15 protein-coding genes are annotated in these 13,644 nt (G+C 29.5%); 8 read left to right on the top strand and 7 right to left on the bottom strand.

Features of this window, described 5'->3' with window-relative positions; translation table 11 throughout:
• The first annotated feature begins 58 nt into the window (after window positions 1–58).
• Window positions 59–631 (top strand): TMEM175 family protein, encoded by a 573-nt coding sequence (locus tag E4J94_RS10595; RefSeq protein ID WP_135835782.1) that lies wholly within the window; start codon window positions 59–61, stop codon window positions 629–631.
• Window positions 632–664: 33 nt separating this feature from the next.
• Here the strand turns inward: E4J94_RS10595 and E4J94_RS10590 are convergent, their stop codons facing one another.
• The 6 genes from E4J94_RS10590 to E4J94_RS10565 all read right to left on the bottom strand — a co-directional run bounded on the left by E4J94_RS10590 (window position 665) and on the right by E4J94_RS10565 (window position 3,862).
• A complete protein-coding gene (locus E4J94_RS10590; RefSeq protein ID WP_135835781.1) occupies window positions 665–991 on the bottom strand; it encodes a DUF493 family protein in 327 nt (108 codons plus the stop codon).
• Window positions 992–1,096: 105 nt separating this feature from the next.
• Window positions 1,097–1,423, bottom strand: a complete 327-nt coding sequence (locus tag E4J94_RS10585; protein ID WP_135835780.1) for a DMT family transporter — start codon at window positions 1,421–1,423, stop codon at window positions 1,097–1,099.
• Window positions 1,424–1,497: 74 nt separating this feature from the next.
• Window positions 1,498–2,058 (bottom strand): Crp/Fnr family transcriptional regulator, encoded by a 561-nt coding sequence (locus tag E4J94_RS10580; protein WP_135835779.1) that lies wholly within the window; start codon window positions 2,056–2,058, stop codon window positions 1,498–1,500.
• Window positions 2,059–2,141: 83 nt separating this feature from the next.
• Window positions 2,142–2,846, bottom strand: a complete 705-nt coding sequence (locus E4J94_RS10575) for a phosphoadenylyl-sulfate reductase (protein WP_135835778.1) — start codon at window positions 2,844–2,846, stop codon at window positions 2,142–2,144.
• Window positions 2,847–3,216: 370 nt separating this feature from the next.
• On the bottom strand, window positions 3,217–3,630 hold the full coding sequence (locus E4J94_RS10570) for a hypothetical protein (RefSeq protein WP_135835777.1): 414 nt from the start codon (window positions 3,628–3,630) through the stop codon (window positions 3,217–3,219).
• Window positions 3,608–3,862, bottom strand: a complete 255-nt coding sequence (locus E4J94_RS10565; RefSeq protein WP_135835776.1) for a hypothetical protein — start codon at window positions 3,860–3,862, stop codon at window positions 3,608–3,610. The genes E4J94_RS10570 and E4J94_RS10565 overlap by 23 nt, the downstream gene beginning before the upstream one ends.
• Window positions 3,863–3,981: 119 nt before the next feature.
• On the opposite strand from E4J94_RS10565, the gene ligA reads away from it, so the two are divergent.
• Both ligA and E4J94_RS10555 read left to right on the top strand, forming a co-directional pair.
• The gene (ligA, locus tag E4J94_RS10560; protein WP_135835775.1) at window positions 3,982–5,976 is read left to right on the top strand and encodes an NAD-dependent DNA ligase LigA; all 1,995 of its coding nucleotides are present in this window, start codon (window positions 3,982–3,984) and stop codon (window positions 5,974–5,976) included.
• Window positions 5,976–6,533 (top strand): hypothetical protein, encoded by a 558-nt coding sequence (locus tag E4J94_RS10555; RefSeq protein ID WP_135835774.1) that lies wholly within the window; start codon window positions 5,976–5,978, stop codon window positions 6,531–6,533. Before ligA ends, E4J94_RS10555 begins: the two co-directional genes overlap by 1 nt.
• A gap of 64 nt (window positions 6,534–6,597) precedes the next feature.
• Here E4J94_RS10555 and E4J94_RS10550 read toward each other — a convergent pair whose 3' ends face one another.
• Entirely contained in the window at window positions 6,598–7,125 is a 528-nt protein-coding gene (locus E4J94_RS10550; protein WP_135835773.1) for a hypothetical protein, read from the bottom strand.
• A gap of 70 nt (window positions 7,126–7,195) precedes the next feature.
• On the opposite strand from E4J94_RS10550, the gene E4J94_RS10545 reads away from it, so the two are divergent.
• The 5 genes from E4J94_RS10545 to E4J94_RS10525 all read left to right on the top strand — a co-directional run.
• The gene (locus tag E4J94_RS10545) at window positions 7,196–7,573 is read left to right on the top strand and encodes a VOC family protein (protein WP_135835772.1); all 378 of its coding nucleotides are present in this window, start codon (window positions 7,196–7,198) and stop codon (window positions 7,571–7,573) included.
• Window position 7,574: 1 nt separating this feature from the next.
• Window positions 7,575–8,390 carry a DUF4846 domain-containing protein gene (locus tag E4J94_RS10540; RefSeq protein WP_135835771.1) on the top strand — a complete coding sequence of 272 codons (816 nt, stop codon included), beginning with the start codon at window positions 7,575–7,577 and terminating at the stop codon, window positions 8,388–8,390.
• 51 nt (window positions 8,391–8,441) lie between these two features.
• The gene (locus E4J94_RS10535) at window positions 8,442–11,888 is read left to right on the top strand and encodes an ATP-dependent helicase (RefSeq protein ID WP_135835770.1); all 3,447 of its coding nucleotides are present in this window, start codon (window positions 8,442–8,444) and stop codon (window positions 11,886–11,888) included.
• A 62-nt stretch (window positions 11,889–11,950) separates the two neighbouring features.
• On the top strand, window positions 11,951–13,234 hold the full coding sequence (hemL, locus tag E4J94_RS10530) for a glutamate-1-semialdehyde 2,1-aminomutase (protein ID WP_135835769.1): 1,284 nt from the start codon (window positions 11,951–11,953) through the stop codon (window positions 13,232–13,234).
• A 183-nt stretch (window positions 13,235–13,417) separates the two neighbouring features.
• Window positions 13,418–13,644, top strand: a 227-nt coding sequence (locus tag E4J94_RS10525) for a hypothetical protein (RefSeq protein ID WP_135835768.1), incomplete at its 3' end; no start/stop codon positions are given.

Genomic DNA, 13,644 nt, shown 5'->3' with positions numbered 1-13,644 from the left:
AATATGTAATATTTTCGAAAAATAATTATTTTTACATTCAAATTTATAATTAAATATAATGACAACTAACCGATTAGAAGCCTTTAGTGATGGCGTTTTGGCTATCATTATTACTATTATGGTCTTAGATTTAAAAGTCCCTATAGGAGATGATTTAATGAGTTTAAAACCGTATCTCCCAAAATTTTTAAACTATTTATTTAGTTTTATTTATGTCGGAATTTATTGGAATAATCATCATCATCTTTTTCAAGCAATTGAGAAAGTTAATGGAGGAATATTATGGAGTAATTTATATTTACTTTTTTGGTTGTCCTTATTGCCTGTTTCAACTGGTTGGATGGGAGAAAATTTTCACTCAACTTTTCCTGTTGCTTTTTATGGATTTGTTCTTTTAATGAGTAGTATTGCTTTTATGATTATAGAGAAAGTTGCTGTAAAACAAGAAGGAAGGGAATCTATTATAGGAAAGTCTGTCAGTCAGAATATAAAAGAAATAGGCTCAAGTATTGGATATATTTTTGGTATTATTATTTCATTTTATAAGCCAGAAATTGGAGTGATTGTATATGGTATAATTGCTTTAATTTGGCTAATTCCTGATAAAAGAATAGAAAAAACAATGAGATAAAATAAAAAAGCTGTCTTATTTAAGACAGCTTTTTTATAGCATAATAACTCCTTCTATTTTTGCAACTTCTTTATAATAATTGATAACTGTATCAGCGTCTATTATATATAATTTTATTGAAATTGATGTATATTTTCTATTTGCAGAAGCTTTGTATTCATATTCGGCATTTGTACCAGCAAAAACATCTTTAATTCTTTTCATCGTTTCCTCATTTGAAGGATAAATAAATTTGAATAAATAATCTGCTGGAAACTTTTGTACATCATCTAACCTTTCTCTAAATTTTGCATAAAAGTCTTGCTCATTATGAGAGCTATCAGGTATTTCTTCGAAAGTATAATCTCTATTATTATTCATAAATATATTTTGATATTATTATTTCAAAAATAATACCACTTTACATTATTGATAAACACTTCAATTAATAAGACATTTTGTCATAAAATGTACTATTTATAATAATTAGTTTGACACAAATTTTAATCCTACAATTGAACTAATTAATGTAAAAATGAAAAAAATTCTCCAAAAATTTGCAGGTTCTTTGAATACGAAAATTCCAATTAAAACAGTTCCTACTGCCCCTATTCCAGTCCAGACAGCATATGCAGTTCCTAAAGGTAAAGTTTGAGTTGCTTTAATTAATAAAACCATACTTACAACAAGGCAAACAGCAAAACAGCTATACCATACATACATTTCTGTTCCTGTTGTTTCTTTTGCTTTTCCTAGAGAAGATGTAAATCCAACCTCGAATAAACCTCCTAAAACTAATAAAATCCAATTCATATTTACTTATATTTTTTGCAAAGATGAATTAGAAAAAAATATTATTTTTTAACATATGTAAAAAAATAATTCGGTTATATCTCTGCTCGAATTCTACTTAATGTAACTTGAGAAATTCCTAAAAAAGATGCTACATAACCAAGTTGAACTCGATTTATTAAACTAGGATCTTCTACTAATAATTTTTTATATCGATCAATAGCTGTACTCAATTGTCTTGAAATAAAACGTTCTTCAGTTTTTATTAATTCAATTTCAGCTAGTTTTCTACCCCAATTTGAAATCTCTAAATTAGTAGCGTAAAATAGTTGTAAATCAGATATATTGATCTCATACAATTCACAATCTTCTAATAATTCTATCGTTTCATAACTAGGCTTATTCTCTACATAACTTTTCATTGATAAAATAGAATTTCCTTCTTTTCCAAACCAAAATGTTATCTCTTTTCCATCATCTAATGTATACGCTCGAACAATTCCTTTTTTTATAAAATATACTTTTTTCTCAATTTTCTCTGCATCTAAAAGGGTAGTATTTTTAGGTAAATGAATCAATTCTATTCTATTTACAATTTGTTGAATAGATGGTAATGAAAGTGGTGAAATTTGTTTTAATATTTGCTCGATTTCCATAATGAAACTTGTCAAGTAAAATTAAACAAAAAACTCAACTTAAACTGTAAGTTGAGCTCTTGAAATTAAATAAACACATGAACCTATTTAGAGTGTAGTCCACATTCTTTTTTACTTTGATCTTCCCACCACCAACGTCCAGCTCGAAAGTCTTCACCTTCATTTATAGCACGTGTACATGGAGCGCAACCTATGCTTATAAAACCTTTGTCATGTAATGGATTGTAAGGAACTCTGTTCTTTTTTAAATAATCAAAACAATCTTTTGTTGTAAAATCAATCAGAGGATTAAATTTGAATAATTGTCTTTCTTCATCAAACTCTATTTCATGCATGTCATGTCGATTATTCGATTGTTCTGCTCTCAAACCTGTAATCCAAACAGAAGCTTCTTTTAAAGCTCGATTCAGAGGAATTACTTTTCTGATATAGCAACATTGTTTTCTTAGTTCAATCGAATCGTAGAAAGGATTAATCCCATTTTTTTCAACAAACTTTTCTAACTCTTCTGTTGGTGGGTAAAATGGTTTTATTCTAGATAAATACTTTAATTCAGTTTTATTCCACGTATTATACGTCTCTTGAAAAACTCGCCCTGTATCTAAAGTAAAAGTTTCTATTTTATCTAACTTTTGACTTAAAATAGCATGAGAAATAACTTGATCTTCAAAACCAAAACTTGTAGAAAAAACAATTTTATTGTTTATATAATTATTTAAAAACAATAATTTTTCTTCTAAGTTTGATTGCTTTGCAGCTTTCTCTAATATATTTTTTAGTTCGTTCATTTTACATATATAATCTCTATAGCTTTTGTAGAGTAATTGTGATGACAAATGTAAAAATTCTAATTTTCTAAACAAAACTAAACTCGATTAATTTTATAGACATAAGTTGATATAGAATCAATAAATTATACAAGAAAATTTTATTTATACTTAAATCATCTTTGGGAATAAATTATTATATTCATAAAAAAGAAGAAAATCAGTCCAAATAAGCATTAAATAGAGGTTTTTGAAGTGTTTAAATTATTAATTAACTCAAAAATAAATATAATTATTAAGATAAAAATATTTAAAATATCATAAAAATAAATTCTATCTAATCATCTTCGAGAACAAATTATGAATATCGTAAAATGAAAAAAGTCAAACTTTACAAAGTTTGACTTTTTAATTTATATTTTTTGTAATGATAAATTAGGACAAAAATGGACGAAAATAACCAAATCCAATAACCGAAAAGTGGTAAATCATACTCATGTACTTGCAAAATATCTAATCTTGTCAAATGATTAATACCATAAAAAGACATTAAAATTAGAGTTAGAATTGCAACATAAAAACTCACATTTTTACGGTAAAATATCCATGAAAATAATAACGTAATATTTCCTAACCAACAAAAAAAGTCCAAATAAGGAAAAGTCATCCAACCTACATAAGCATATACGTAACCTAAATACTCATCGGAATTAACAAAAATGAAATGTACAGGTAAAATTAAACTTACCAAATAAGTTAAGATACTTACATATAAAAACAGATTATTTTTCCAATTTAGCTTCAAATTTTTCTATTTGTTTTTCTAATTTTTTATTCACTTTTTTCAATTTGTTTTGAGGGCTAAACATTGCATAAACAAGCAAACCTACTCCTACTCCCACAACAGCGCCAATTTTTTCATTCTTATTAATTGCCTTCGAAATTGCAATTCCCGCTGCTGCTCCAGTTGTAACAATCGAAACTGTATTTTCAAAACCTTTTGATTTTGTATCTAAAACTTCTAATAAATTATTCATAGTTGATTATTTTTTATAATTGTTGCAATAAATATTCCTAAATATAAATCAATCCAAATTATTTTAAAAATTGTTCGTATTAATTCAAGTGTTTATCTTTGTTCAGTAACATTTTTAAAATGGAAATACAAGACAAAATTTTAGCGCTTCGAGAAGAGCTTACTCAGCATAATTATAATTATTACGTTTTAGATAATCCGACAATTTCTGATTTCGAATTTGATTTGAAACTGAAAGAATTGAAACGATTAGAAGACGAAAATCCAATCTTTTTTGATGTCAACTCCCCTACTCAACGTGTTGGTGGAATGATCACGAAAAATTTCCCAACGATTACGCACGAATTCAGAATGTATTCGTTAGACAATTCATATTCAGTTGAAGATTTGCAAGATTGGGAAAAACGAATTGAGAAAACGTTAGGTGAAAAAGTAGAATTTGTTTGCGAATTGAAATATGATGGCGCTTCGATTTCTATTTTGTACGAAAATGGAGAATTGACACAGGCTGTAACACGTGGAGACGGAACACAAGGTGATGAAATCACCAATAATATTCGTACAATACAATCTGTTCCATTAAAATTGAAAGGAAATTATCCTGAACGTTTTTATATGCGTGGCGAAATTACAATTCCGCTCAATAAATTTGCTTCAATTAATGAAGAACGCGCTAATAATGGTTTAGAATTGTATGCAAATCCTCGAAATACCGCTTCTGGATCGTTGAAATTACAAGATAATACCGAAGTTGCAAAACGTGGTTTACAATGTTTTCCGTATTATTTTATTGGAAATAATTTACCTTATTCTACACAATGGGAAATGCTACAAGCCGCTGATGAATTAGGTTTTAAGATTCCGCATACATCAAAACTTTGTACTTCTTTGGAAGAAGTTTTATCTTTTGTAGACCATTGGGATATCGAACGCAAAAATTTACCTTACGAAACGGACGGAATTGTTATTAAAGTAAATTCTTTTTCGCAACAAGATGAATTAGGTTATACAGCAAAATCTCCGCGTTGGGCAATGGCGTATAAATTCAAAGCAGAAGCTGCCGAAACCGAATTATTGAGCATCGATTATCAAGTTGGTCGAACTGGAGCGATCACGCCTGTTGCGAATCTTGCACCTGTTTCTTTGGCTGGTACAATTGTAAAACGTGCTTCTGTCCACAACGAAGACATCATCAAAAAGCTGGATATCCGTATTGGTGATATGGTTTATGTGGAAAAAGGTGGTGAAATTATTCCGAAAATTATCGGTGTAAATACAGATGTTCGTCAACCTGGAACCGAAGAAATCGAATTCATTAAAAATTGTCCTTCTTGCGGAACAGAATTAATTCGTAACGAAGGCGAAGCACAACATTATTGTCCAAATGAGAACGGTTGCGAACCTCAAATTATTGGAAAATTAGAGCATTTTGTTTCTCGAAAAGCAATGGATATTGAGAGTATTGGTGGCGAAACAGCGGTTTTGTTACACAAAGCAAATTTGTTAAATAATATTGCTGATTTTTATACTTTACAAAAAGAAGATATTTTGCCTCTGGAAAGAATGGCTGAAAAATCTGCTCAAAATATTATTAATTCTGTCGAAAAATCTAAAGAGCAACCTTTCGAAAAGGTGTTGTATGCGATTGGAATTCGTCATGTAGGTGAAACAGTTGCAAAAAAATTGGTCAAACATTTTCAAACGATTGATCGTTTGATGAATGCTACAATGGAAGAATTGGTTTCTGTAACGGATGTTGGAGAAAAAATTGCAATTTCGATTAAAGACTATTTCAAAGAAGAGCAACATCAGATTTTGATTCAACGTTTACGCGATTATGGATTGAATTTCGAGATTGGTGAAGAAGCAAAACCTTTGTCAGATTCTTTGGAAGGCAAAACGTTTTTGTTTACAGGAACTTTGACAAAATTCAATCGAACTGATGCCCAAAAAATGGTGGAAGATCATGGCGGTAAAAATATTTCTGCAGTTTCTAAAAACTTAAATTTCTTGGTTGCTGGCGATAAAGCTGGAAGTAAACTAAAAAAAGCAGAAGAAATAGGAACAGTTGTCGTGTTGACCGAGGACGAATTTTTAAATATGATTAACGGCTAATGGAATCAGGATTAATTGCTATCATTATATTCGGAATTCTATTATTGATTTTGATTCCATTTATCTATTATGGATTACGAATGGCAGGCTACAACAAAGCTGCAATGATTGTTTCGCTTGCGATATTTTTTATTGTGATGATTCCGATGGTGAAATATGGTTATAGAAGTCAAATGTATTCTAATGATGATTTGAAAACCGATTTACACCAATCTGGAATTGGGTTTAAAGGAAATTTAAAAATTGTATCGACAGATATTTCTGGAATTAAAAACATGAAACAAGAAACGGTTTTGATAATGGATTCTGCCGATGTCAATACAATTATTAATCGAATAGAAACTGATCCTCGATTCAAAATTTCTCCAGAAACACTGAGTCTGAAAGAAGAATTAGGCTCGAATGCAAAACATAAAACCAATAGAAATTATCGTTTTAAGGATAATTTTATTTTAGAAACTTATGGAATGTCCGATGATTATACGATTCGATATTCGGAACTGAAATTTAGAAAAGGAAATGACACAGTTTTCTTCAAAAAAGAAGAAGTGTATTAAAAATAAAAAATCCGTCAATTGACGGATTTTTTATTTTTAATATTACAACTGAAATACATTTAATTCATTTTTTCATCTTAATTAATTCATCAAATTCAACTAAAGTATTTTCACTTTCAGTCTTATAATTTTTAGATTTTCCTATAAAATGAATCAATTTTCTATCTTCAAAATAATAACGAGAATCTTCAATTTTCGATTTTTTATCATCAAATTCTTTCCAATACAAAGAAAAATTATAAGTTGTATCTTGTTCAAAAACGAAAGACAATTTATGATTCAATAAATAATATTCAGCCAAATATTGACCAGATTCTCCAAATTTTCGTACCACAATTTTTTCTAATTTATCGTTCAAAAAATAATAATTAATAAAACCACCTTCGGTAGAATCATCAGTTTCAATTTCTTTTATTTTTGACCAATTTTTAATTGAATTAATTCGATTAAAATTTGATTTAATTGGCTCTAATTTATTTTCAAGATCTTTTGAAACAATAACTTCTACCCTCTTATAATCTTTTTGTTTTTGAGCAAACACATTAAATGTACTAAAAATGATAAACAGAATTAATAAAAGTATTTTATTCATCGTACTAAAATTATTTCCATAAAATTCAATAAAATATACTAATTTTCAATCAATAATAATAGTGAATTTTATGCAATTTAGAGTCGCTCGACATACCAACCAAATCAACGAAATAAAAGATTTTTATATTAAAGCTTTGAATTTTAAAATACTTGGAGAGTTTCAAAATCACAATGGATATGATGGTATTTTTATTGGAAAACCAAATTTAAACTGGCATTTAGAATTTACAACAACTCACGAAAATGTCGATCATCGCTTTGATGAAGACAATTGTTTGGTATTCTATCCAACAACGCAGCAAGAATATGACGAAATTATTGAGCGTTTAGAATTTCATCATATCAAACCAATAAAATCTAAAAATCCATATTGGAATGATAACGGAATTTCATTCTTAGATCCTGATGGATTTGTTATCATTGTTTCACCTTTGAGAATTAAATAATTTGAAAAAATATATCTGCTTCATATTGCCATTTTTCATTTTCAGTTGCAAAGATGAAAATCCTACGAATTCTAAAAATCATCAAGATTCAATTCTAAAAATTAATACGAAAGAAAGTTTTATCAGCGAAAAAGAAAATAAAATAATTGATCGATATTCGGTTCCTAAAGGTTTTCAAAGAGAAAATTATAATCAAAATGAATTCGGCTATTTTCTACAACATTTGCAATTGAAAAACTTTGGAACACTTGTGAAATATTATAATGGAAAAGAAAAACCTGTAAATAATGTGTACAATGCAGTGATTGATTTACCGATTGGAAACAAAGATTTACATCAATGTGCAGATGCTACAATGCGTTTGAGAGCCGATTATCTCTACCTACAAAAGCGTTATGATGAAATCTCTTTCAACTTTTTATCAGACGGAAAACCACGCAAATTTACAGATTTTGCAAGTGGAGATTATTCGCCAGAAAATTATTGGAGGTATTTGGAATATATTTTCAGTTATGCGAATACAACTTCTCTAAAAAATCAATTAGAATCGGTAAAATATAATCAAGTAAAAATTGGAGATATTCTTTTACAACAAGGAAATCCTTATGGACACGCCGTTATGGTAGTCGATTTTGCAAAAAATGAAAAAGGTGAAAAAATTGTTTTACTTGCTCAAAGTTATATGCCTGCGCAAGAAATTCAGATTCTTAATAATCCGATGGATAAAAAAATAAATCCTTGGTATAAAGTGCAACAAGGTAAAATTAAAACTCCAGAATGGTTGTTTACAAGTAATGATTGGAAAACGTGGGATTAAACGTCTTTTTAATACAATTTTTAGTCTTAATTTTACACCAAATTAATCGCCGTGAATCGAGAAGAAATAGGAAACCAACTATTAAATGAAGTTTTAAATATTCAACTTTCCAATAAACCAATCAATTCTAAATATTTAGATTTAAAACGTTTGGTTGAAAATATTGCATTTGAATTGACAAAAAACGAAGCTTTACAGTTTTCTAACTTTTTCTCGAAACTATCTTTTATTTGTAATCAATATCAAGTTTCAACTAAAATTCATTCATTTCGTAAAACGGCTCAACGAATTCTGAGCGAGAAATACGAACCGACAGAACACGAATATTTTACACATTATAAATATGTTGCAGATTTTATTTCTTCGATTTATGAAGTAATGATTCCAGCAGAAATTATCTATTATTTTCCTGAAAAAGAATTTTATACCAACAAAATTCTTACTCTAAATCGGGTAAAAAAATTGCGTGTTCAAGTGATTGAAATCAAGCGAGATTGTTTGATTTGTGATCATGAAGATAATGAAACAGAAGAAAATATTACAGTTCAAATTGATGAAGATGGCGTAAATGAAAACTTTACTTCTATTGAAGATTTTTGGGTTGGTGCGCAATTAAATTTAGTCAATTCAACGATTGATGAAGAAGGAATTTATCATCCGCGTTTTATCATTCTCGAACCAGATTATTTGGTTGATATTTCGACAATTGCTGAATGCTTTCAAGATTATGGAACTTCCGAATTGCATTATATTCAGAAAAAATTTGAAGAAGCACCAAACAGCAAACACATTCGTTTAGGAAATTTTGCTAATTCGGTTGTCGATCACTTTTCAACAGAAAACATTGAAAAAACGGATTTTAATGAGATTTTCAAGAATGATTTTAAAAATTATCCTTTAGAATATACGGCTTGCAACGATTTGACGAATCCACAAGATTTGAAAGATTATTATTCGGAAGCAAAAGGTCATTTTGATCGTATTCAGAAAGTGTTGACCGAGGATTTTCCACAATATGATATTTCGTTAGATCGTGCTTTAATAGAACCTTCATTTTTGTGCGAACAATATGGTATTCAAGGTCGTTTGGATTTATTAGATATTAATCCAGAAGGAAAAAATAAAATTATCGAGCTGAAATCTGGTGGTGCACCTTTTCCTGATGATGGAAAAAGTGTCAAACCAAATCATGCGACGCAGCTCTTTTTATATTACCAAATTATTGGTGTTTTGTATGATTTAGAATTTAAAGATGTTACCAAAAACACCGAAGGATATATTTTCTATTCGAAAGTATATCAAGGAAATTTACGTTTTGATGTGCCAACTTTAGCGCGAGTTCAACGCATTTTTGATTTACGAAATCGAATTATTATCAATGAAAATCGTTTAGCAAATCATACACTAACCGATATTGAATCAACTATTTATTCGATTAAACCTGCGAATTTTATTAAACGAAAAATTAATCCTCGTTTCAAAGAAATTTTAGAAGAACAATTAGATAAATTTATCTATCCGATAAAAAATAGTTCGCCATTAGAAAAAGCCTATTTTTATTCATTTACCAATTTCATTGCGAAAGAGCAATATATGGCGAAACTTGGTTTGGGACAATCGACTTCCAACAATGGTTTGGCGAGTTTGTGGCTGAATACTTTCGAAGAAAAAAACAATAATTTCGAGATAATTTATGATTTAGAAATTGTAGAAAATCATATTTCTGATCCAAAACGTGAAATTAAATTAAAAAGAACCAATCCTGCGAATGATTTTATTTCGATTAGAGAAGGTGATATTTGCATTCTTTATCCAAGAAATAATTTCAAAAATTCTGTTCTAACGAATCAAGTTTTTAAATGCTCAATCAAAAGTATTTCGAGAGAATTTATTGTGTTGCGTTTTCGTTATCAACAACCTAATACACGCTTTTTTGATTCGTTTGATTCATCAGGAAAATGGGCTTTAGAACGAGATTTTATGGATTCTTCTTTTGTTTCGATGTACCGAAATTTGTATGGATTAATTCATTCTTCTAAAGCGAAAAAAGATTTGATTTTAACACAATCTATTCCAAAAAGTCAAATGGATTATGATTATTTTAATTCAAATCTTTCGGATGAACAAAATCGAATTCTGAAAAAAGCACTTTCCGCAAAAGATTACTTTTTGTTGAATGGACCTCCAGGAACAGGAAAAACATCAATCATCATCAAAGAATTGGTGAAAGAAATCTATGAAAAACAGGATTGTAATATTTTGCTTTTGGCGTATACCAATCGTGCAGTTGATGAATTATGTGAATCAATCAATTCGGCCATTTCTAATCAAATTGAACAAAAATTCATCAGAATTGGGAATGAATTATCTACTTCTCCTGAATTTCATCAAAATTTATTGAATAAAATTATTGAGCAAAAAGATGCTGATTTAGAACAAAAAGGAGAAAAATTTTCGAGAAAAACGATTCAAGATATTATTCGTAAACAGCGCATTTTTGTTTCGACCGTAGCTTCGATTTCGAGTAAGAATGATATTCTAAAATTAAAAAAATTTGATACAATTATTATTGATGAAGCTTCTCAAATTTTAGAACCACAAATTGTTGGAATTCTCCCAAAAGCAGAACGTTTTATCATGATTGGTGACCACAAACAGTTACCTGCAATCGTTTTACAAAATCCTGAATTAGCAAAAACGAATAACGAATTATTAGAAAATATTGGACTTTATAATCGTAAAAACTCAATTTTCGAGCGTTTATATGAATTTTGTGAACGAAATAATTACGAAAATGCTTTTGATCAATTGACATATCAAGGAAGGATGCACGCCGAAATTGCAGATTTTCCGAACAACTATTTTTATGATGGAAAATTGAATGTAGCATTTGATATTCCAAATTTAAATGAAGAAATTAAGCAAAGTTTAAATCGTCAACGTGCGGATTTACATTTCGAAAATTATAATCAATCAAATAATTTACAAAACTTTATTACAACTCATCGTTTTGCATTTATCAATGTTGACGAAAATCCTTATCTACCTTCAACGAATGTGCAAGAATCTGATTTGATTGTAAAATTTGTGCAAGAAATTCTTCATTTATACGAAATCAATCAAAAAACATTTGATGCAAAGAAAACAATTGGAATTATTGCGCCTTTTCGAAATCAAATTGCACTAATTAAACAGAAATTAGAATTAGCAAATATTCCAAATCATGATCAAATTACTGTTGATACAGTAGAACGTTATCAAGGAAGTCAACGCGATATTATTCTGTATAGTTTTGCTGTGACCTATCATTCGCAATTGAATGCCTTGGTGAATATGAACGATCAAGGAAATGTAGATAGAAAGCTGAATGTTGCTTTAACGCGTGCAAAAGAACAATTATTTTTGATTGGAAATCAAGCCATTTTAAAAGAAAATCAATTAATTAAAACCTTAATTGATTATTTAGAAAATAAATCTACTCATAAACTGACAATCTAATTAAAATCACTTCTTAATTCATTTAAGATTCAGTAAATTTGTGCAACTATTTGTAGAAAATTATGTTGTATCAAAGAAGTAGCGCATTATTCAAAGACGCGCAAGAATATATTCCGGGAGGTGTAAATTCTCCTGTTCGTGCATTTAAATCTGTTGGAGGAACGCCAATTTTTATCAAAAAAGCCGAAGGTGCTTATATTTATGATGAAGATGGACGTGCTTACGTGGATTACATCAATTCTTGGGGACCAATGATTATTGGGCATACAGATCCGCGTGTTTTGAATGCGACTGTTGAGCAAATGAAAAATGGTTTTTCTTTTGGTACACCAACTGAATTGGAAACTGAAATTGCGAAATTAATAACTTCTGTCGTTCCAAATATCGACATGGTTCGTATGGTAAACTCTGGTACAGAAGCTTGTATGTCAGCAATTCGTTTAGCAAGAGGCTATACAAATCGTGATAAAATTGTAAAATTTGAAGGTTGTTACCACGGACATTCAGATTCATTTTTGATAAAAGCTGGTTCTGGTGCTGCAACTTTTGGAAATCCAAATTCTCCCGGTGTAACGCAAGGAACAGCGAAAGATACGTTGTTAGCTGAATACAATAATTTGGAAGATGTAAAAACTTTATTCGAACAAAATAAAGATGAAATTGCAGCTATTATTGTTGAACCAATCGCAGGAAACATGGGATGTATTGTTCCAGAAAAAGGTTTCTTAGAAGGTTTGAGACAAATTTGTGATGCAAACGGTGCTTTGTTAATTTTTGATGAAGTAATGACAGGTTTCCGTCAAGCGATGGGAGGTTCGCAAGAGCGTTTAAACATCAATGCGGATATCGTAACATTTGGTAAAGTAATTGGTGGTGGTTTCCCTGTTGGAGCTTTTGCTGCTCGTCGCGAAATCATGAATCACCTTGCTCCTCTTGGTCCTGTTTATCAAGCTGGAACTTTATCTGGGAATCCAATTGCCATGCGTGCGGGTATCACAACTTTGAATATTATTAATAATGATAGAGAATTATTCAATCGTATTGATAACGCAACAGAAACTTTGGATACAGAGATTTCTAAAATCTTTGCAGAAAAAGGAATTCCAAATCATATCAATCGTTTAGGATCGATGATGTCAGTGTTCTTTACGGAACAAACAGAAATCAAAAACTTTACAGATGTAACGAAATGTAACCACGAAAAATTTAATAAATTTTTCCATCATTTGTTAACGAACGAAGTTTACATCGCTCCTTCTGGATACGAAACTTGGTTTATTTCTGATGCAATTAAAGATGCAGAAATCAATAAAACATTAGATGCTGTAAGAAGCTTCGAAGGTTAATCATAAACAAAAAATGCAGTAGAAAAACTACTGCATTTTTTATTTAGAACAAGAATTACTCTACCCCATCTCTTCATTAATAAGAATGCCTCCCAATTAAATTTAAAATTGTAATTTAAACACTTATAATCAGGTAGATATAAAATATGTAGTATATTTATTACAACTTACTAACCTACCACTATGTCAACTACTGAATTTTATGTACATAAAATCCAAAAGAACGATACGTTATTATCTGTTACAAAACGCTTACAGATTCATCCTGTTGATTTAAAATATTTTCATAACGAGAGATGCAAAGTTTCTGAACGAATTATTTTTGATCATCTTGAAGGAATTAATCATCTTTTTGTTCCGATTGATTTTAATAGTACTTTATCGAGGAATAAGGAAAGATCAAACGAACG

The sequence above is a fragment of the Empedobacter tilapiae genome, from assembly GCF_004785645.1.
Classification (GTDB): Bacteria; Bacteroidota; Bacteroidia; order Flavobacteriales; family Weeksellaceae; genus Empedobacter; species Empedobacter tilapiae.
Note: the sequence above shows the minus strand (reverse complement) of the source record. Positions and strands in the feature narration are given on the sequence as shown.